This is a genomic window from Niallia yueguangensis (assembly GCF_052663115.1).
Genome location: NZ_JBQTCX010000009.1, coordinates 157,972 through 178,204 on the forward strand (window position 1 = coordinate 157,972; position 20,233 = coordinate 178,204).

Genomic DNA, 20,233 nt, shown 5'->3' on the forward strand with positions numbered 1-20,233 from the left:
TTGCACTACATTGATGTATTTAACCTTTATTATGTGCTTTCTTCTTTAAAAAAACCCCTTCAATGCAAGACATATCAGGGGTTTTAAGCAGAAGGAAATAAGACCTCATCTGTTATCACCCCTTATCAGTCTCGCTGTACTGCAATTAAAAGGGTTATTTATTATTTTTCAAATATATTTACTTCATCATGATCGTCCACTTCTGCTAAATCAACGACAATTTTTTCTGAACTGGATGTTGGAATATTTTTCCCAACATAATCGGCTCTAATCGGCAATTCTCTATGACCTCTATCTACCAGCACTGCAAGCTGTATAGAAGAAGGTCTTCCAATGTCCATCAACGCATCCATCGCTGCACGAACAGTTCTTCCCGTATACAGTACATCATCCACTAAAATGACTTTTAAATCCTGTATTTCTGTCGGAATATCAGAACCTTTTACAAGAGGTTCCTTATTATTAGTTTTTTTCGATAAGTCATCACGGTATAAGGTGATATCAAGCTCTCCAACTGCAATCTTTTTCCCTTCAATTTGCGAAATCCTTTCCGCCAATCGATTTGCAATAAAAATTCCTCTTGTCCGAATACCAACTAGAATACAATTTTCAATTCCTTTATTTTTCTCAATAATTTCGTGTGCAATTCTAGTTAAAGCTCTTCTAATTGCTTGATCATCTAATACAAGTGCTTTTTGTGACATGTATGAAATCACCTTTCTACAAAAAAATCCTCTCAACCGATTTGGATGAGAGGACAGACTTGTAGTGTACTTAGCCATATCATGGCATATCCGATTCCTTCTCAACCTCACGGGATTGATTTAAAGGACTTATTTAACTACTGTAATGATAGTACAAACAGGAGGTTATGTCAACGATTATTTCTTAAATTGTTTAACAGTTCCTCAAAATCTTTTGGCAAGGGTGCTTCGAATTCTTTATACTCGCCTGTTCTTGGATGATTAAATCCTAATACACCTGCATGAAGTGCTTGACCGCCTAAATCTAATGTTTTGCGTGGTCCATATTTTGGATCACCTGCTAATGGGAAGCCGATATATTTCATATGCACACGAATTTGATGCGTTCTGCCTGTTTCCAGTTGACATTCAACAAATGTAAATCCGTCTAATCTCTCTAATACATGAAAATGGGTAACAGCATGTTTGCCTTTATCCACTACCGTCATGCTTTGTCGATCTTTTGGATCACGTCCTAAAGGTGCATCTATTGTGCCATAATCATGTGGAATGCTGCCATGTACAAGTGCTTTATACTTTCTTGTCACTGTTTTTTCAACCAACTGATTGACTAAACTTTCATGAGCTGCATCATTTTTTGCCACCATTAATAATCCGGAAGTATCTTTATCAATACGATGAACAATACCTGGTCGCATTACCCCATTAATACCGGATAAATCTTTGCAATGAGCCATTAATCCATTTACGAGTGTGCCGGAAACATGTCCCGGAGCTGGATGAACAACCATTCCTTTTGGTTTATTTACGACAAGAACATCACTGTCTTCATAATAAATATCAAGATCCATTTCTTCTGCAGCTACGTCCAATTCAGTCGGATCTGGGATATCAATCATGATAATATCATTTAATACCCCTTTATATTTTGTTTTCACAATATTTCCATTTACGGTAACATGGCCATCTTTGATCCATGCTTGAACTTGTGTGCGTGACCAGTCTTTTTCTATCGTAGAGATAATTTTATCAATTCTTTCATTTACTTGATCATCTTGAATGATATGTTCCCTTTTTTCCATTTTCTTTCTCCTTCTTCGCTTCTCTTTCCTCCCTCAGCATGACAAATAACAATAAAATAACGCCGATTACTAAACTTGAATCTGCAATATTAAATATCGGAAAATCATAACGGAAGATATACGTATTAATAAAGTCAACTACATACTGATGTCTGATGCGGTCGATAAAATTGCCGACTGCACCGCCTAAAATCAATCCTAACGAAACGCCAAATAATCTTTTCCCCTTCGTTCCTGTTTGAATAAAATAACAAATCCCTGCGATGACTAATATGGTAACAATATAGAAAAAAGCCATTTTTCCTTCTAATATTCCCCAAGCAGCTCCAGAATTTCGATGAGAAGTAATATAAAAGAAATTTTTTATTACTTCTATGCTTTCTCCAAGGTCCATATTTTTAGCGACTAACCATTTTGTCCATTGATCGATTACGATAATAACAAGTGCAATTATGTAATAAAACACCAAAGTTTCCTCCAATTCTCGAGTCTACTTTAGCATTTTAGCATAATCTACATAAAAACGATAGTTATCGTTTCAGGCTGTCGACAATCGCTCGCTTTCTTCGTCACTCAACTTTTTCGGATGCTCATTACCCAAATTCGGTAACTCCGCTCCTCAAAAGTCTTCGTTCCTTGAAAGGCAAACGATTTCGATCAGCCTGAATGGTTTCGTCAGCTTTTCATTTTGCAAGCCCATAGTTTTACTTCTTTTAGTGCAGAGATTTTCGATAATATGATTGCATTTCTTGTACATCCTTTTTGGATTTAATTGTTGGAATAATGGCTAAAATATCTTCTGGAATAAGTTCACCAGAAATTTCACAAGTTCCAAAGTTTCCACTTTCTAATCTTTTCATTGATTCTTCTACATCATAAAGTTCCGCTTCAATGTAATGATTTATTTTCGATTCTCTTTTCACTCTTAATGTAGTTATTAACTCTATTTGTGTCATACGGAGTTCTGTATAAAGCTTTTCTAAATTCTTATTCATACGCCATCCTCCGTTCTAAGTTGTAATTAATGTGTGTTCAAAGCAAGCCAACGAAGATTCGCCGCTTATCATTTGATTTCTTTTTGAACTTCTTCTAAATATAGTTTTTCCAGATTGCGATTGAAAAACCAACTTAACTTTTTACAGTCATAACAACTATTAACGGAGGTGGAAGTATTTAATTGGAATAATAAAACGATATTTCTCTTAACAAAAGCCATGACCCTTACTAGGCCATGGCTTTAACTTAAAGAAAAAATATCTTATTAAGCTAAGTCGCTGTAATTTTCTTTTACTACGCTTGCACATCTAGCACATAGTGTTGCATGGTCTGCATCCGTGCCAATATCTGTTGTAACAGTCCAGCATCTTTCACAAGTTTCGCCATCTGCTTTTGAAACAATGATTGCAGCATGCTCCAATTTTAATGCATTTTCAGGTGCTAGTTCATAATCACCAGCTACTTCAAAACCAGAAACAATAAATAATTGTTTTAAATTCTCTTGAATAGAATTTAGCAGTTCATTTGTTTCTTCGTTAACATATAAAGTGATTTTTGCAGCAAGTGATTTCCCGATTACTTTTTGGTTGCGCGCTTCTTCTAATGCTTTTAATACATCATCACGCAGTTGCATAAATTTATTCCATTTTTCTAAAAGAGCTTCACTATTTTTATGTTCCACATATTCAGGGAAATCCGTTAACTGTACACTCTCTTCTACTGCAGATGTAATATGAGTCCATACCTCATCTGCTGTATGAGGAAGAATTGGTGCAACTAGTTTCGTTAAACTGATTAAGCTTTCATATAAAACTGTTTGAATTGCTCTTCTTTCATGATTATCATTTGCTTCAATATATAAAACATCTTTTGCAAAATCTAAATAGAATGCACTTAAATCAAGTGTGCAGAAATTATTAATATTATGATAAATAGTTGAAAACTCAAATTTATCATAAGCATCATTTACATTTCTAATTAAATTATTCAATTTAACCATCATAAATTGATCCACTTCACGAAGATCATTATATGATACAGTATTTTTTTGCGGATCAAAATCTGCTAAGTTGCCTAATAAGAAGCGGAACGTATTTCTGATTTTGCGATATACTTCTGTTACTTGTTTTAAAATAGCGTCTGAAACACGTACATCTGCTTGGAAATCAACAGAAGCAACCCATAAACGCAAAATGTCTGCACCTAGCTGGTTCATTACTTTTGCAGGCACGACTACATTTCCAAGGGATTTACTCATTTTTCTGCCTTCTCCATCAAGAGCAAAACCGTGGCTTAGCACACCTTTATACGGCGCTTTGCCAGTAACCGCTACAGCAGTTGATAGTGATGAGTTAAACCAGCCTCGATATTGGTCGGAACCTTCTAAATAAAGATCTGCCGGTCTTTGTAATTCTGGTCTTTCTTCCAAAACTGATTGATGTGATGAACCTGAATCAAACCAAACATCCATAATGTCTGTTTCTTTTGTAAATGTACCGTTAGGGCTTCCTGGATGTGTAAAGCCTTCTGGCAATAATTCTTTTGCTGATTTTTCAAACCAAATATTTGAACCATGCTCTCTAAACAGAGAAGAGATGTGATCGATTGTTTCATCAGTAATAATGCTCTCGCCATTTTCTGCATAAAATACCGGGATTGGCACTCCCCACGCACGCTGTCTTGAAATACACCAGTCGCCGCGATCGCGTACCATGTTGTACAGTCTTGTTTCTCCCCAAGAAGGTACCCATTTTGTTTCTTTAACTGCTTCTAATAACTCTTTTCTGAAGTCTTTTATAGAAGCAAACCATTGGGCAGTTGCACGGAAGATAACCGGTTTTTTAGTTCTCCAATCATGCGGATAAGAATGGGTAATAAATTCTAATTTTAAAAGAGCGCCGACTTCTTGTAATTTCTCGGTAATTGGTTTATTTGCTTTATCATAAAATAACCCTTCAAATCCAGGTGCATCTGATGTCATTAATCCTTTATCATCAACTACACTTAATACTTCCAAGCCATACTTCTGACAAACTAGGAAGTCATCTTCCCCATGGCCAGAAGCAGTATGAACGCAGCCTGTACCAGCGTCTGTTGTAACATGTTCGCCTAACATAACAAGGGATTCACGATCATAGAAAGGATGAACTGCTTTAATATTCTCAAGCTCCGATCCTTTAACTTCTTGAACCACTGTTGTATCAGTCCACTCTAATTCTGTTGTCACCGTCTCTAATAAGTCTTTTGCTACTAAATATTTATTTCCTTTTTCCTCTACAATGACATATGTTAGTTCTGGATGAACGGAAATTCCAAGGTTTGCTGGAAGCGTCCATGGAGTTGTTGTCCAAATAACGATTTGAACATCTTCTCCAATTACGCCATTTCCTTCTTTCACTTTGAAGCCAACATAAATGGATGGCGACTGCTTATCTTTGTATTCAATTTCAGCTTCTGCCAATGCAGATTCACTTGTTGGGGACCAATAAACTGGTTTTAATCCTTTGTAGATATAGCCTTTTTTCGCCATTTCTCCAAATACTTTAATTTGCTGCGCTTCATATGCCGGCTTTAACGTAATATATGGATTTTCCCAATCGCCGCGTACACCTAAACGTTTGAATTGTTCTCTTTGACTGTCAATTTGTTCAAGTGCATACTCTTCGCAAAGTTTGCGAAATTCAGCAACCGTCATTTCTTTTCGCTTTACCCCTTTATTTGTAAGGGCTTGTTCAATCGGCAGACCATGTGTATCCCAGCCCGGTACATAAGGTGCATTAAAACCAGTCATCGATTTATAGCGGATAATAAAATCTTTTAAAATTTTATTCAAGGCATGGCCAATATGAATATCACCGTTTGCATATGGCGGTCCATCATGCAAAATATATTTTGGACGATCTTTTGTACGTTCTTGTACTTTTTCATAAATATTCATATCATTCCATTGCGCCTGAATATCTGGCTCACGGTTAGGCAGATTACCTCTCATCGGAAATGCTGTTTTCGGCATAAGCAATGTGTCTTTGTATTCCATTTATTAATTCCTCCATTAATTATATTCTGTTTGTATTCATACAGGTTTTCCCTCAGGTTGGTATGCTTCTTTTCTATTATAGTCTTTGTAAGTTGTTAGTTAATCAGAACATAACAAAAAACCTCCTCATCCCATAAAAGGGACGAGAAGGTTTATATTTATCCCGCGGTACCACCCTTATAGACAGAAATAACTTCTATCCACTTTGAGCATTTTGTAACGGTGATGAACCGCCTTTTCCTACTTACACGTTCAAAAAAGGTACTCGAGGGTGATTTTCCAATTCCGACTTATACCAGGCTTCCACCATCCCTGATTCGCTTTTACATAAGTTTCCCGAAATTTGTACTGTCCCTGTCTACGCAAACATGAATATACTTTTGTTAAAAAATTATAGGCTAAAATAGCTCTGTTCGTCAAGATAAGATCGATTATTTCGCAGAATTTAACTCAGAAGCGTCCAATTCGTATTCTAACAAATGGTCCCAATCGTCATTATTTAACATATCCAATTGAGCTTCTATCAGCATTTTAAATCGAGTTCGAAACACTTTTGACTGCTTTTTCAGCTCTTCAATTTCCAATGCGATTTTTCTCGCTTTTGATAATGACTCATTAATTATTCGGTCCGCATTTTTTTCTGCTTCTTTAATGATTAATTTCGCTTCTTTTTGTGCGTTTCGTTTTACTTCTTCTGCTGCTTCTTGTGCAACAACTATCGATTTATTTAATGTTTCTTCTATATTATTATAGTGGCCAATTCGGTCAGTTAATTCGCTTAATCTCTCATCCAACGCTTTTTTTTCACGAATAATGTTTTCATAATCCTTTATCACTTGATCTAAAAATTCATTTACTTCGTCTTCATCATACCCACGAAAACCTTTACTAAATTCTTTATTATGAATATCTAACGGTGTTAATGGCATGCCGCCACCTCCCAAACTTCTATTTCATTTTCCTTTTCGTTATGTATCATTTTACAACAATTCGACAACATCAACGTAATTCCTTTATTTTTTTTGAAAATACGTCAAAAAAAGTGAGTTAGAGACAAAATAATTGCTATTGAAAATATTGTAACATAGTTAAGATAGAAAAAAACTATTCTTTTTGGAAAGAAAAGCAAAATGTTTGTCCTATAAATGCAAGAAGTACCGTATGGACTTATTTGATTCTACCTATAATGACTCTCCATTTATCTTTTTTTGTTCTTCCTTCAATTACTTTTATGATGGATCTTCCATGCCCTCTAACGGAAAGTACATCTCCTTCTTCACAAACGAAAGCCACTTGTTCCACTGTCGTGAAATTTACTTTTGTTAAACCATTTGTAATAAAATTTTGCGCTTTTTGTCTAGATATATTGTAAATTCCAGCAAGTACGGTATCCAACCTTAAAGATGAAAGAGTCGTACTACTTTCGGTCCAATTTTCTTCTGTATGTAATACGTTATCCCACTGTTCCTCTTTTAGCTGCACTTTCGCTTTCCCGATAGAATTTAATTGCAAACGAACATAATCTTTCATCTCTTCACATAAAATAAGCTGAATTCTGTCCTCTTTTATTAATATATCGCCAAATTTACTTCTGGTTAATCCTAATGACATAATACTACCTAGCACTTGAGGATGTTCAATGGTAATAAATTTCTTAGGATACTCTATTTCCATTAATGTCAGCTGAAAATCATCTTCCTCTTTTTGATAATAATCGGGAAATAATAACGCTCTTTTCCGTTCGGCTTCTTTTGTTCCCCCTGAAAAGGCAACTTTAATCGACTGATTTTGACCAATGATCATACTGACTATTTTTTGTTCTCGAGGATCTAAAAAATCGGTCAGCTTTGGTGCATAGGAATTTTCTACATCGTTTCGCCAAGCAAACACTTGATCAATAAAGTCTTTTTCTTCCGGTCGAAAATGCTGATAGATTGACATCAACTAATCCCCCTTCTAAAACGGTTTAAAACAAAGGCTGTTTTCGTATAGTTTGTTGCTTTTAAACTCGCAGCCTGAATACACTTCGTCCGTTTAGCGAGCGTCGAGCCTCCTCGTCGCATACGCTCTGCTTAAGTCTCGTCTTCCTCGCATTCCCACAGGAGTCTACGTGTATTCAGTCTGCTGAGTACTTCTTCTTCCATTTTTTACGTAAAAACAACAAACTTTGAGAAAACAGCCAAAACAAAAAGAAAAAAGGCCATCTTCCAGCCCTTTTTCCGTTGTTTCTATTAAACGAACCAGGTAAATAGTTGTCTTACGCCACCCATTGCTAATCGTAAAACAAAAATAGCTACAATTGGAGATATATCAATCATGCCAATCGGAGGAATAAATCTTCTGAATTGCTCTAAATACGGTTCACAAATACGTGCTAAAATTCTGCCAAATCCCGTTTCTTTTGCACTTGGAATCCATGACATTAATATATAAATAATTAAGGCATATGAATAGACTGTAATTAAGTTGATGATTATATTATATAACATGACCATAAAGGGCTACCACCTCGAATGTTCAAATTCAGTTTCTTGGAGAATTTGCGAAATATTTCCCGATACTTCGACATTATCAGGCGTACATAAAAAGATATCGGTTCCAATTTTTTGAATATCTCCACCTATAGCATATACAGTGCCGCTCAGAAAATCGACAATCCTTTTTCCTTGATCCTTTTCAATACGCTGCAGGTTGACAACAACAGCACGTCTGTTTTTTAATTGATCAGCAATATCTTGTGCCTCTGCATATACACGTGGCTCTACTAAAAATACTTTTGATGATTTTTGTACACTTTGCAAACTAACCACATTTTGTTTCTGCCCAGTTGATTGCGATTGATTCGATATATGATGTGGTTGTTGCTGCTGTTTATACTGTTTTACTGGTTCTACTTCTTCTTCGTATCTTTCTTGTTCCTCATCATAATCATCTTCTAAAAAGAAGAACGTTTTGATTTTCGATTTTATACTCATTTTAAGCCTCCTATCTGTCGTTTCCTACTAAAGCAGTGCCAATTCTTATCATGGTTGCTCCTTCTTCGATAGCAATCGAGTAATCATTTGACATTCCCATAGAAAGCTCTCTACATGGTGCATACGATAACTGCAGCTTTTGAATTTCTGTTTGCAGCTGCTTTAATGATCGGAAGCAATAACGAAGCTGTGCTTCATCATCTGTAAATGGCGCCATCGTCATTAATCCGACAATTTGAATATTCGTATACTCAGATAAATTTTTTATAAAGCTGATTGTTTCTTCAGATGCCAATCCATGTTTGGATTCTTCTTGTGAAGTATTCACTTGTACAAAACATTTTATTGTTCTATCAGCACGTTTATGTATCTCTTTTGCTAAACTCAAACGATCAAGTGAATGGATATAATCGACATAATCAATAATACTTTTTACTTTTCTCGTTTGCAAGGAGCCGATAAAATGCCATACAGGCTTGTCCTTTAATGTTTCATATTTAGATAGAAGTCCATCTTCCCGATTTTCTCCTAAATGACTCACACCTGTCTCAAGTGCTTCTTGGGCTCTTTCTATTGTAACATATTTTGTCACCGCAATTACGGTAATATCATCCTTTGAGCGATGTGCTTTTTGACAAGCTTCTTCAATATTCTTTTCTATTTCTAATAAATTATTTTTTACAAACATTTTAAACGGTAACATCCTCTCTCCAACCGATAAAACTCATCATTCTTCCTGTTTTCCCATTATCTCGGCGATGTGAAAAGAAGTAGTCCTCATGATGGCTGGTACAATAATTTGTAAGTTGTATATTTTTTTCGGAAACCCCTGCTTTTATTAGAATTTGCTTATTAAGCTGCTGTAAATTTAACGCATATTGATTGGGCGAAACTAAATAATATGGTTTTGCCTCATCTGCTGACAATATCTTTTCTACTTCGGCAATTACGCGATCATCGACAATATACCTCCGCTCGGAAATAGAAGGACCAATCACAGCCATTATTTCATTTGCTTTAATGTGATGTGAATTAAATACGGCAATCATTTCTTTAGCAATATTCTGTACGGTTCCTTTCCAGCCTGCATGAGCAATTCCAATTGCACCTGTTGCGGGATGGAAGAAGTATAACGGCACACAATCAGCATAGCATAATGTTAATAGCACTCCTTTTTCCATTGTAAAAAAACCGTCTGTATCTGTGCAGGCACTTTCATAATCAAAGGCTCCTTTGCCAGCATGCTCCTTTGTCACGATTTCAATATTCGTTTGATGCGTTTGTTCTGCTCCCACCCATTTTTCTAACGGAAAATCCAATTTGTCTGCAACAATTTTACGATTAGCACAAACCGTTTCTTTTAAATCATTCACGTGAAAAGCAAGATTTAAACTTTGTAATTCTTTTTCACTTTTGCCGCCATTTTTCGTGGAAAATCCAGCAAGCAAATTAGGATATGCTTTACACCAATCAGCGATCGTAAAAAACTCTTGTTCCTGTAAAATAAATGGCTCCATTTTTCTAACCTCATTGTTTTTTTATAGTGTACCATACTCATGATAATTTGGTCATAAAAAAATCATTATTTACCTGTTAGAGAAGCTGTTATTCTTCCTGATCTGCCAATGCGAGATGATTATTGTAGCGTACTAATATAACGTCTTCACCAATTTTTAATATATTGCTCCACGGAATGACAATATCTGCATCTCGTCCGAAAAAACCAAGCACTCTGCCAGGACCTCCTATTATGATCGATTCGATTTTTCCAGTTTGTAAATTTATATCAATATCCCCAATATTACCAAGTTTTTTCCCGTTGGCAACATTTACAACATCTTTTATTTGAAAGTCAGATATTTTCATCACTATTTTCACCCCTACCATCTGTTTACCCGATAAGTAAAAACCATCGTATAGTAAGTATATGATGCATAGCTGAAAAATTAGTACAACAAAAAAGACTACCTTGAAAGTAGTCTTTTTTGTTGATTCAGTAATCTTTGTCCAATTTATACAAATACCATTAACTTTGTATATTCTTATTCATTTGTTTAATAGCAGCTTTTTCTAATCGTGATACTTGCGCTTGTGAGATACCAATTTCATCAGCAACTTCCATCTGTGTTTTCCCTTGAAAAAACCGTTTTCGTAATATTAGCTTCTCTCGATCATTTAATCTTCTCATACCTTCTTTTAATGCAAGTTCTTCTACCCATTGAATATCCTTGTTTTTTTCATCACTTAACTGATCCATCACATAGATTGGATCTCCACCATCATTATAGATTGGTTCAAAAAGGGAAACTGGATCTTGGATTGCATCTAAAGCAAATACAATATCCTCATGAGGAATATCCAGCTCTTTTGCTATTTCCTCAGCTGTCGGTTCCTTTGATGTTTTACTCATCAAACGCTCTCTTACTTGCAATGCTTTATAAGCGATATCTCTTAGAGACCTTGATACCCGAATCGGATTATTATCCCGCAAGTAACGACGAATTTCTCCAATAATCATCGGGACAGCATAGGTGGAAAACTTTACGTTTTGACTTAAATCAAAATTATCAATAGATTTCATTAGACCAATACAACCAACTTGAAATAAGTCGTCCACGAATTCGCCTCTATTATTAAACCGCTGAATAACACTTAAAACGAGGCGAAGATTTCCATTTACTAGACTTTCTCTCGCGGTTATATCACCCAGATGCATTTGCTTGAAGAGCTGTCTCATTTCTTCGTTTTTTAATACTGGAAGCTTAGATGTATCCACACCGCAAATTTCTACTTTATTTCGAGTCAATCTATTTCCCTCCTTACAGGAGCTGCTGTTCAAAAAACAGTATCTCCTTGCGAAGGAAAAATATGCATGCACGAATTTTGCAATCTTTTTGCCCATCAAAAAAACCCTTGTAAACAAGGGTTTTTTTCTAAAAAATATTTTTTTACACCATTTTATTAAATTCTTTTTTTAGTCTTTTGATAATCCTTTTTTCTAAACGGGAAATATAGGATTGTGAAATTCCTAACATATCTGCGACATCTTTTTGCGTTTTTTCTTCACCAGTTCCTAACCCAAACCGCAGTTCCATAATTTGTTTTTCTCTTTTTGAAAGCTGATGCAACGCTTTAATTAATAACTTTTTATCCACACTTGCATCTAAATCTTTTGTAATTATATCATCTTCCGTTCCCATTACATCGGATAATAATAACTCATTTCCATCCCAATCAATATTTAACGGTTCATCAAAAGAAACCTCTGAACGAATTTTATTATTTCTTCTTAAATACATTAATATTTCATTTTCTATACATCTAGACGCATATGTAGCTAATTTAATTTTTTTTTCGGGATTAAATGTATTAACTGCTTTGATTAAGCCAATCGTCCCAATGCTAATAAGATCTTCAATATTTATACCTGTATTTTCAAATTTCCTTGCAATATAAACAACCAATCGCAAATTCCTTTCAATCAGCATCGATCGTGCTGCTTGATCGCCTTTTGGAAGCTTTTTTAATAGTTCTTCTTCTTCTTCTTTGCTTAACGGTGGTGGCAATGCTTCACTTCCGCCAATATAAAATACTTCATCTGATTTTATCCCTAATTTGATTAATAATTTATACCAGTAATAAGTGAGGCGAAGCTTTAATTTTTTCATAATTGTCCTCCTTCTAATTGATGAATGTTAAGAGTATAGTATATTAACTAACCTTTTCACTATTTACGATCTTTTTACCTGTTAACATTTTTGGATGCACAATACAATCAAATGAATCATCGGAAGACAGCTGCTGTTTCGTAAAAGAAATAAGACCTTTTTCTACTAATATTAATTCTTGATTTACCGTTATAAAAAGATTATCCGGTTTAATCGCTATAATTAATTGATGTTCCTTTCCCACCACTTTATATGGAATAATCCGCATTTTCGATTCCCACTCTTCCGCAACATTTTTTTCACCATAAATAATAGCGTCCGCATTCTCAGCAAAGGCAAATATATCTTCTGGAATCTCTCCATTTAAGCTATTTAAAGACACAAACATGACAGGTACTTTCGTAATGGGATCATATACTTGATTTCCACTATCCACTAACCCCCTTACATAAAAATGTTGATTCGCAAGCTGAAAGGTGACTTGCACCATTTGATCATACTTTATTTTTGTAATTTCAATACCGTCTACATTCTTTTTCGAAAAATGCCAAGCAAGCGGAAATCCAAGCAACACAAACAACCAGCTGATAGGATCTCCAAATCCTTTTACACTTTCTTGCAAAACGGAAGAAGATAATTGAAAATCAAATTGTATAAAATAATGAACACCGATTAAGGTGCCGCCAATTAAGAAAGTGGCAAAATAAAATGTCATCAGCCCACTAATAAAGTAACGAAATTTTTTATAGCCAAAAGCCGTTAAAATCATTACAACCGAAAATAATAATTTCGATATAGGATGACTTGTGTATTCGTGAAAAGGGCTAACAGCAAATAAAATAACAAGGCTTCCTATAAAACCACTTAAAATGATTCTCCAAAGACGAGCATTTCTTTTTAACACAATGGCGGTTAAGTAGAGTAGCAGACTGTCAAATAAAAAATTTAATAGCCATATTACATCTAAATAAATGGCCAACCATCATTGCCTCCTCTCTAAAAACTAGCATGAGTTTTTACTCTCAAAAAAAAGCGATGTGAGAGGGCCAACCCTTCCTCTATTAATCTGTTACGAAAAAGTATAACCTACAATGGATATGGAAGTGTGTCACTTTCTGTAATCAAAAAAACAGAAATTTTCTCTATTAGGAACAGATTTTGTCATTATTTATCGCATGCCACTATTTCTTATTCTAATCTTTAATTATCAGTTTTTTTCAAACAGATAAAGCGCTATTTTTTGTTAAAACAAAAAAGCCTAGGATTTCTCCTAGACTTTTTTGTTGCTTTTTTTAAGATAACAAAGTGTATTTTTTCTGAAAGTAGATGGTTATCTAGCTCCAACGCCTAGCCCCTGTGAAAAATAACCTCTTGTCTCTAAAAGTAAAAAACACTTTTTGAGACAAGAGAACATTTTTTCTTCGGGGCTGACCAAGGCGCTTCCGCTTTTCGTTTTATCTACGACGATTTCTGTTACGAAGAAAAGTTGGAATATCAAGGGTCTCTTCGCCTTGTGGAATAGAATCCCTTCTAGTTGTTTCTTTCGTATTCGTATGCTGCTGATGTTGCTGCTCTTCTCTATTTACTTCACGTGTATGAGTTGGCGCATTATTAGGTTTTACACCACCAAATGAAGATCTTGCTGTTGGTGGTGAGACTGCATCTGCATTAAATCCTGTTGCAATTACAGTTACGACAATTTCGTCTTTTAAATCTTCATTAATAACAGAACCGAAAATCATATTTACTTCTTGATCTGATGCAGATGCAACAATATCAGCCGCCTCTTGCACTTCATATAAACTTAAATTTGTACCGCCAGTAATATTCATTAATACACCTTGTGCTCCATCAATCGACTTTTCCAACAATGGCGACGAAATAGCTTTTTTCGCTGCTTCAGAAGCACGGTTTTCACCTGAGGCAACACCAATGCCCATTAATGCAGATCCTTTATTAGCCATAATTGTTTTCACATCAGCAAAGTCTAAGTTGATTAAACCAGGTGTTGCAATTAAATCAGAGATACCTTGTACACCTTGACGCAATACGTTATCTGCTTCTCTAAACGCCTCAAGCATCGGTGTGCTTTTATCTACTATTTCAAGCAAACGATCATTTGGAATAACGATTAACGTATCAACCGCTTCTTTCATTGCAGAAATTCCGCCTGATGCTTGATTAGAGCGTTTTCTTCCTTCAAATGTAAATGGCCTTGTCACAACACCAACTGTCAATGCTCCTAAGTCACGTGCTATTTGGGCAATAACAGGAGCAGCACCAGTTCCTGTTCCTCCACCCATTCCAGCAGTAACAAACACCATATCAGAGCCCTTTAGTGCTTCTTCAATTTGTTCTTTGCTTTCTTCAGCTGCTTTTTTTCCAACTTCCGGATTAGCACCAGCACCTAATCCTCTTGTTAATTTACCGCCAATTTGCATTCTAACATCTGCTTTAGATAAATTTAATGCTTGTGCATCTGTATTAACAGCAATAAATTCTACACCTTGAACACCGTGTTCAATCATTCTATTAACAGCATTGTTTCCGCCGCCGCCAACCCCAATGACTTTTATCGTTGCTAAAGAATCTATATTTGTATCAAATTCCAACATGACAAATCCTCCTAATTCGTCGATATTCAGCAGTATCGAACTGTCCGCATCTCAATTCTTGGTGATATGGAGTAAATATTCCATTTTTTAGTTTTTATTATCTTAATCGAAAAAATAACCCATAAACTTTTTAAATTTAGATGGTCCTTTTTCTTGTACCTGTTTTTCATACACAGGTTTTTGTGGTGATTGTTTGTGATTTCTCTCTTTGCTTTCTGCTGCAGCTACTGGGACTGCCTGATGGATATTACCACCTTGAAGTTTATTATTTTTATAGGAGAATTTAATTAAACCAACTGCAGTAGTATATTGTGGCTCTCTTACTCCAATATAATCAGGAATGGCAATTCTCACTCGGTTTTGGTACATATCTTGCGCTAGTTCCAGAATTCCTTTTGTATTAGCAACACCGCCTGTTAATACAAAACCACCAGGTAAGTCATACACTCTTAATCTTTTTAATTCCTCTGCAATTAATTCAAACAACTCTTCTATTCTTGCTTCTATAATATCAGATATTTCTAGTTGATTAAATTGTTGATGTTGATCGCTTCCAATGATTGGAACACTGAACACTTCCTCTTCTGAGGCTTGTTCATAAAATGCATAGCCATATTTAACTTTTATTTTCTCTGCATCATCTGTCGTTGTACGAAGACCGATGGAAATATCTTTTGTAATATGGTCTCCTCCAATTGGAAGGACACTTGTCGTTTTCAAAAAACCGTTCTCAAATACGGCAATGGTAGTGGAACCTCCACCAATATCTAAGAGAGCAACTCCGAGGTTTTTTTCATCTTTTGATAGCGCAAAGGAGCCAGCCGCTAATGGCTGTAAACAAATATCTACTATTTCAAGACCAGCTCTTTCCACACATCTTAAGGTGTTATGTAAAATAGTTTTACTGCCAGTAATGATCATACCTTCCATTTCTAAACGAACACCAATCATACCTCTTGGATCGGTAATTTCATCTAAACCGTCCACGATAAATTGGGTTGGAATAATGTCAATTATTTCTCTTTCTGGCGGAATGGAAACAACTTGTGCTGCTTCTTTCACTCGGATAACATCCTCAATGGTAATTTCACGATTTTCGCTTGACACTGCAACAACCCCATGGGATGGCTGCAGACTAACATGATTTCCCGAAACGCCAACAATTACTTGGTTAATTTCTACACCGACCATTCTTTCTGCTTGTTCAATTGCTTTTCGAATGGAATGAACTGTTTCATCTATATCCACAATAGAACCTTTTTTTAAACCTTCAGAAGGAACGATGCCGACTCCAATAATGTTTAAAGATTCGTTCATCATTTCACCAATGATTACTTTTACGCTGGATGTACCGATGTCTAGACTTACATAAAACTCATTGCTGTTCATTCTCGGGCACCTCCTTTTGCATTTTAAAATAAAATTGAACAACATAGTCTATTATTTAACGAATGTTTTTTATTGCTTCGGAGACTTATTTAATAAAAAATCTGCAAGAATGCTTGTCCTCCTGAAACATATTTAATTTATTTTGTTTTAAACTATTCGCCAAAACTTATGTATTCCCCTTTTTTATCATTTATTTTTTTTTACTTTTTCACGTTTATTTTCCCATTTTGTTAATATAATCCTTCTAATTACTGCAATGTTCTGGAATAAACGAACACCAAAAGCAAAAATAGCAGCTAAATATAAGTCTACACCAAGATGTACACCGAGAAAAGCTAAACTTGCTGCTAATATAATATTAAAAAAGAAACCAGATACAAACACTCTTTCATCATAAATATTTTGAAGATGTGCACGAATCCCTCCAAACAACGTATCAAATGCTGCAAGAACAGCAATGGATAAATAACTTTCATATTCTTTTGGTATGGTTAAATTTGATAATAAACCAAGCAAAATGCCGACTAATAAGCCAAAAACAGGCAGCCACATTAAGAACCGCCCCCTTCTTCCTCTTTTACTGGCTCCATGTAATGAACATTTATGGAGTTTGCGTATGATGGGACTGTTAATTTATTTGACGGTTTTTTTATATTTAGTATAAGATTGTAAACAAAAAATTCATCCGCTGATTTTGACACTTTCATTCGATTGTACAATTTTTCTGCACTTTCCGTATTATCCGTTATGACTTTTACTTCAATAGGTAAAGTATTTAAAGGATATCCGTCTATTTTTGTTACATTATTAATTTCCCTAATGGCAGTTGTATTAATATAACGATATCCATTTATCGCCAGTTCTTTGGCACCATACATATTCAATTCATTAATCAGTCTTTTTAATAAATCAGCAGTAATTTTTCCAGGTTCTTCTCCTAATAAAAGTTCTTTATTAAAAGGTTCAATCGAAATAACAATTCCTGGGCCACTAAATTTCGTTAAGCCCATTTCTTCTTTTAATTCTGAAATCGTTCCTTGTAAAACTTGTTCTTTACTTCGCAATTGATTATTCTTATATTCATCGATCTTTTCGTTTGTTGACCGAATTTCCTGCAGAAGCTTCAATTCTAATTCTTTTTCCTTTAACAAATCTTCTCTTAATTGCCAGCTATCTCTTGTATCGCGAACGACTGGCTCTTTTACTGTTTGAAATTGAACAGCAATCATAAATCCGATAATTATCGTTATTCCCGTCATTGTGAAAAATTTTTTATCCACACTTTACCATACTTTCTACCTTCTATTTATATAGTGTTGTTTTTATATAGTAGGCTCTGTTAAACTTGCCTGTTGATTTCCACTCCAGGCGTTCGCTTTCCGCGGGCGGTCCGGGAGCCTCCTCAGCGCTGTGCGCCTGTGGGGTCTCCCTCTGACTCGCTTTTCCCGCAGGAGTCTCACGCCTGGAACGAAGATCAACATAGTGCCGAAATCAACAATGAGCTTTAACATAGCCATATAGTAAGAAGTGACAATCACTGTATGCTATACTATTCACTCCTAGGAAATGTTCAAAAAAGCCACCAAGTTAAAGCTTCTATTTTGGCACCTTTTATGCATCAAAAATGGCACCCCATCTCGTTTATCTTCAGCTTCCAATAAACGGTTTCATTTTAACTTCTTTTGTTTTCTCCACCGTAAATTTAACATTTTCATTGACTAATTGATCTTTTACCCCACCAGGAATATTTATGGCTCCTTCTAATACATCGCTATTCCCTATTGCCGTAATAATAAATGGAGCAGGATGCTGATATCCATCAATTTCAATGACTGGACCATTGCAAAGAATATAAGAATGATGGGATAGACGCTGTCCATTAATACTGATAGCAGTAGCCCCAGAGATATAAAGTTCATTCACTACTTGAAAAATATGGTGTTCGTGTACAAGATAGTGATTGATATTTTCATCTTTAGGATTGTAATCGCCGTCTTCAAGCGTAATGCTAACGCCTTCTCCTTGTACCGGTACTTTCCCTAAATACATACGAAATTTTTCTGCTTCTTCCGCTAAAGCCGAAAAATTTTCCGCTTCACTCGACAGCTCTTTTTCAAAGTTAAGCAATTTATTTTGTGCATTTTTTAATTGTTGCTGCAACTGATTATTAGTCTTTTCTTGCTTGATTAATTCATTTCGTAAAGCTAAATCTTTTCCAAACTGACTGTCCATTTTGGGGGGATTTCCCTTCTCTTCTTCTGCCATTTGATACGCAAAAGAAACGATAAAACCTAAAATAAGAAAAACAAAGGAAAAGATAACATGACTTCCTTTCACTTTCTTTTTCACTTTGCTTTTTCCCCTTCCTTTTTATACGCTTTAAAATAAGAACCAACTTCTAAATCAATAACACCTTTCTTTTTACGGTTTAATTGACTAATAATGGAGGGATAGTACTGCATCTTATCAGCAAATGTGTATAAAGAAGCGGATACTTCAAATCCATCATTCATATATACATTTATATGAAAAGAATCTGTGTTTTTAGGAGTATAGTGAATTTCAGATATGCTGTTATAGACTTCTTTCGGAAGCTTGTCTAATTCGTCCACCATTGTTTTTAACACTTTATCTTCTTTAAAACCGATAATGATTGGTGCATCAGCAGGTGTTTCTCCCATACTTCTTTCTGCGAGCATTTTCCCTGATTCAATAATCGGTATATACTTATTCCCTGCTAATAAATAAGCAATTCGTTTGTATTCTTTTACATATATCGTCACTTTATTAGGAAAGGAAGTTGTCACTTTTATTGATTTTATATCGTGAAAATCATTTATTCTTCCTTCCACTTTCTTTTTATTAATCGTCCACATATTCGTATTTTGTGTTATTCCACTTTTCCTTTTTATTTCTTCTTGTTTGATTAATCTATTTCCTGTTACTTCAATTTCCTTCACATGACTAAGTGGTGACTGGAAATAAATAACACATGCAATTAACAGAAAAAAAAGCAAAAGTAAAAAAATGAGTCGGCGATTCGCTTTTTTCCGACGCTGCTGCTTTAACTTTGGAATACGATCTTCTATGGAAACAATCTTTCCTTTTTCCAAAAAATATTCACCTCATCATATAAAAAGCTATATCAATACATGTCCATTTTTAACGAACCAGTATAAAAGGCATCTTTTATGTATAGTTTCTCTTTTTTTCTAGAAAATCCTTTTCTTAATTTACCATATTTAGTTTAAAAAAGCAGAACTTTTTTCAAATTTTCATTATAACATAAACATAAAAATCCAATATAGTGAAATTTTCCTTCAGCTTGTTTTTTCTCCAAATAAAAAGCATCCCAAAATACTCTAGGTTTAGATAAAGAATGATATAACCCCATATAGACGTACATCATTGTACAATATTTTAAACATTTTCGTGTAATTACATCAAAATGATATCAAAATGTAATACAGCATTCATTAAATTGAAACGGTTTTCAAACACAATGGAATTATTTATTAATTTAAAGAAAGAACAAAAGCGCAGGCCTTGAACAGCTCTGAAGAAAAATGTTCACATGACTCAAAAAGTGCTTTTTACTTTTGGCTGTTTTCTCAAAGTTTGTTGTTTTCCACATAAAAAATTGAAGAAGTAGTACTCAGCGACTGAATACACGTAGACTCCTGTGGGAATGCGAGAAAGACGAGACCCCGCAGGAGCGTATGCGACGAGAAGGCTCGACGCTCGCCCACAGAAAGCGAAGTGTATTC

At 35.1% G+C, this 20,233-nt stretch carries 21 protein-coding genes and 1 other annotated feature; all 21 genes read right to left on the bottom strand.

Going from position 1 to position 20,233, the window contains the following annotated elements; all coding sequences use genetic code 11:
• Nucleotides 1-161: 161 nt before the first annotated feature.
• The gene (pyrR, locus tag ACTYA4_RS10665) at nt 162-704 is read right to left on the bottom strand and encodes a bifunctional pyr operon transcriptional regulator/uracil phosphoribosyltransferase PyrR (protein ID WP_443481476.1); all 543 of its coding nucleotides are present in this window, start codon (nt 702-704) and stop codon (nt 162-164) included.
• A 170-nt stretch (nt 705-874) separates the two neighbouring features.
• Nucleotides 875-1,786, bottom strand: a complete 912-nt coding sequence (locus ACTYA4_RS10670) for an RluA family pseudouridine synthase (RefSeq protein ID WP_443481477.1) — start codon at nt 1,784-1,786, stop codon at nt 875-877.
• Complete coding sequence (lspA, locus tag ACTYA4_RS10675) at nt 1,755-2,267, bottom strand: signal peptidase II (RefSeq protein WP_443481478.1); 513 nt, start codon at nt 2,265-2,267, stop codon at nt 1,755-1,757. The genes ACTYA4_RS10670 and lspA overlap by 32 nt, the downstream gene beginning before the upstream one ends.
• A 232-nt stretch (nt 2,268-2,499) precedes the next feature.
• A complete protein-coding gene (locus ACTYA4_RS10680; RefSeq protein WP_443481479.1) occupies nt 2,500-2,781 on the bottom strand; it encodes a hypothetical protein in 282 nt (93 codons plus the stop codon).
• A gap of 266 nt (nt 2,782-3,047) precedes the next feature.
• A complete protein-coding gene (gene ileS, locus ACTYA4_RS10685) occupies nt 3,048-5,819 on the bottom strand; it encodes an isoleucine--tRNA ligase (protein WP_443481480.1) in 2,772 nt (923 codons plus the stop codon).
• A gap of 135 nt (nt 5,820-5,954) precedes the next feature.
• Nucleotides 5,955-6,189 (bottom strand) — a binding site (T-box leader).
• Between the two features lie 61 nt (nt 6,190-6,250).
• The gene (locus ACTYA4_RS10690) at nt 6,251-6,748 is read right to left on the bottom strand and encodes a DivIVA domain-containing protein (RefSeq protein WP_443481481.1); all 498 of its coding nucleotides are present in this window, start codon (nt 6,746-6,748) and stop codon (nt 6,251-6,253) included.
• 238 nt (nt 6,749-6,986) lie between these two features.
• Nucleotides 6,987-7,760: a YlmH family RNA-binding protein gene (locus ACTYA4_RS10695; RefSeq protein ID WP_443481482.1), complete on the bottom strand. Its 774-nt coding sequence runs from the start codon at nt 7,758-7,760 to the stop codon at nt 6,987-6,989.
• A 290-nt stretch (nt 7,761-8,050) separates the two neighbouring features.
• Nucleotides 8,051-8,314 (bottom strand): YggT family protein, encoded by a 264-nt coding sequence (locus tag ACTYA4_RS10700; protein ID WP_443481483.1) that lies wholly within the window; start codon nt 8,312-8,314, stop codon nt 8,051-8,053.
• Between the two features lie 6 nt (nt 8,315-8,320).
• Nucleotides 8,321-8,794: a cell division protein SepF gene (locus ACTYA4_RS10705; protein WP_443481484.1), complete on the bottom strand. Its 474-nt coding sequence runs from the start codon at nt 8,792-8,794 to the stop codon at nt 8,321-8,323.
• Between the two features lie 10 nt (nt 8,795-8,804).
• Nucleotides 8,805-9,482: a YggS family pyridoxal phosphate-dependent enzyme gene (locus tag ACTYA4_RS10710; protein WP_443481513.1), complete on the bottom strand. Its 678-nt coding sequence runs from the start codon at nt 9,480-9,482 to the stop codon at nt 8,805-8,807.
• 1 nt (nt 9,483) lies between these two features.
• Nucleotides 9,484-10,311 carry a peptidoglycan editing factor PgeF gene (gene pgeF, locus ACTYA4_RS10715; protein ID WP_443481485.1) on the bottom strand — a complete coding sequence of 276 codons (828 nt, stop codon included), beginning with the start codon at nt 10,309-10,311 and terminating at the stop codon, nt 9,484-9,486.
• A gap of 88 nt (nt 10,312-10,399) precedes the next feature.
• Nucleotides 10,400-10,663: a YlmC/YmxH family sporulation protein gene (locus ACTYA4_RS10720; RefSeq protein WP_443481486.1), complete on the bottom strand. Its 264-nt coding sequence runs from the start codon at nt 10,661-10,663 to the stop codon at nt 10,400-10,402.
• A gap of 157 nt (nt 10,664-10,820) precedes the next feature.
• Complete coding sequence (gene sigG, locus ACTYA4_RS10725) at nt 10,821-11,600, bottom strand: RNA polymerase sporulation sigma factor SigG (protein ID WP_443481487.1); 780 nt, start codon at nt 11,598-11,600, stop codon at nt 10,821-10,823.
• A 142-nt stretch (nt 11,601-11,742) separates the two neighbouring features.
• Nucleotides 11,743-12,462 (bottom strand): RNA polymerase sporulation sigma factor SigE, encoded by a 720-nt coding sequence (sigE, locus tag ACTYA4_RS10730; protein WP_443481488.1) that lies wholly within the window; start codon nt 12,460-12,462, stop codon nt 11,743-11,745.
• A gap of 43 nt (nt 12,463-12,505) precedes the next feature.
• Complete coding sequence (gene spoIIGA / locus ACTYA4_RS10735; protein ID WP_443481489.1) at nt 12,506-13,441, bottom strand: sigma-E processing peptidase SpoIIGA; 936 nt, start codon at nt 13,439-13,441, stop codon at nt 12,506-12,508.
• A gap of 475 nt (nt 13,442-13,916) precedes the next feature.
• Nucleotides 13,917-15,077, bottom strand: coding sequence for a cell division protein FtsZ (gene ftsZ / locus ACTYA4_RS10740; protein WP_445505626.1), 1,161 nt, complete (start codon nt 15,075-15,077; stop codon nt 13,917-13,919).
• Between the two features lie 102 nt (nt 15,078-15,179).
• The gene (gene ftsA, locus ACTYA4_RS10745; protein ID WP_443481491.1) at nt 15,180-16,466 is read right to left on the bottom strand and encodes a cell division protein FtsA; all 1,287 of its coding nucleotides are present in this window, start codon (nt 16,464-16,466) and stop codon (nt 15,180-15,182) included.
• 186 nt (nt 16,467-16,652) lie between these two features.
• Nucleotides 16,653-17,018, bottom strand: coding sequence for a small basic family protein (locus tag ACTYA4_RS10750; RefSeq protein WP_443481492.1), 366 nt, complete (start codon nt 17,016-17,018; stop codon nt 16,653-16,655).
• On the bottom strand, nt 17,018-17,746 hold the full coding sequence (locus ACTYA4_RS10755) for a DUF881 domain-containing protein (protein ID WP_443481493.1): 729 nt from the start codon (nt 17,744-17,746) through the stop codon (nt 17,018-17,020). Before ACTYA4_RS10755 ends, ACTYA4_RS10750 begins: the two co-directional genes overlap by 1 nt.
• A gap of 367 nt (nt 17,747-18,113) precedes the next feature.
• On the bottom strand, nt 18,114-18,815 hold the full coding sequence (locus ACTYA4_RS10760) for a DUF881 domain-containing protein (protein ID WP_443481494.1): 702 nt from the start codon (nt 18,813-18,815) through the stop codon (nt 18,114-18,116).
• On the bottom strand, nt 18,812-19,579 hold the full coding sequence (locus tag ACTYA4_RS10765; protein ID WP_443481495.1) for a cell division protein FtsQ/DivIB: 768 nt from the start codon (nt 19,577-19,579) through the stop codon (nt 18,812-18,814). The genes ACTYA4_RS10760 and ACTYA4_RS10765 overlap by 4 nt, the downstream gene beginning before the upstream one ends.
• Between the last annotated feature and the right edge of the window lie 654 nt (nt 19,580-20,233).

What these genes read in the sequence shown, in the direction of transcription:
- pyrR (WP_443481476.1), bottom strand. Translation starts at nt 704, where the DNA reads ATGTCACAAAAAGCACTTGTATTAGATGATCAAGCAATTAGAAGAGCT.
- ACTYA4_RS10670 (WP_443481477.1), bottom strand. Translation starts at nt 1,786, where the DNA reads ATGGAAAAAAGGGAACATATCATTCAAGATGATCAAGTAAATGAAAGA.
- ACTYA4_RS10680 (WP_443481479.1), bottom strand. Translation starts at nt 2,781, where the DNA reads ATGAATAAGAATTTAGAAAAGCTTTATACAGAACTCCGTATGACACAA.
- ileS (WP_443481480.1), bottom strand. Translation starts at nt 5,819, where the DNA reads ATGGAATACAAAGACACATTGCTTATGCCGAAAACAGCATTTCCGATG.
- ACTYA4_RS10690 (WP_443481481.1), bottom strand. Translation starts at nt 6,748, where the DNA reads ATGCCATTAACACCGTTAGATATTCATAATAAAGAATTTAGTAAAGGT.
- ACTYA4_RS10695 (WP_443481482.1), bottom strand. Translation starts at nt 7,760, where the DNA reads ATGTCAATCTATCAGCATTTTCGACCGGAAGAAAAAGACTTTATTGAT.
- ACTYA4_RS10700 (WP_443481483.1), bottom strand. Translation starts at nt 8,314, where the DNA reads ATGGTCATGTTATATAATATAATCATCAACTTAATTACAGTCTATTCA.
- ACTYA4_RS10705 (WP_443481484.1), bottom strand. Translation starts at nt 8,794, where the DNA reads ATGAGTATAAAATCGAAAATCAAAACGTTCTTCTTTTTAGAAGATGAT.
- ACTYA4_RS10710 (WP_443481513.1), bottom strand. Translation starts at nt 9,482, where the DNA reads ATGTTTGTAAAAAATAATTTATTAGAAATAGAAAAGAATATTGAAGAA.
- pgeF (WP_443481485.1), bottom strand. Translation starts at nt 10,311, where the DNA reads ATGGAGCCATTTATTTTACAGGAACAAGAGTTTTTTACGATCGCTGAT.
- sigE (WP_443481488.1), bottom strand. Translation starts at nt 12,462, where the DNA reads ATGAAAAAATTAAAGCTTCGCCTCACTTATTACTGGTATAAATTATTA.
- ftsZ (WP_445505626.1), bottom strand. Translation starts at nt 15,077, where the DNA reads ATGTTGGAATTTGATACAAATATAGATTCTTTAGCAACGATAAAAGTC.
- ftsA (WP_443481491.1), bottom strand. Translation starts at nt 16,466, where the DNA reads ATGAACAGCAATGAGTTTTATGTAAGTCTAGACATCGGTACATCCAGC.
- ACTYA4_RS10750 (WP_443481492.1), bottom strand. Translation starts at nt 17,018, where the DNA reads ATGTGGCTGCCTGTTTTTGGCTTATTAGTCGGCATTTTGCTTGGTTTA.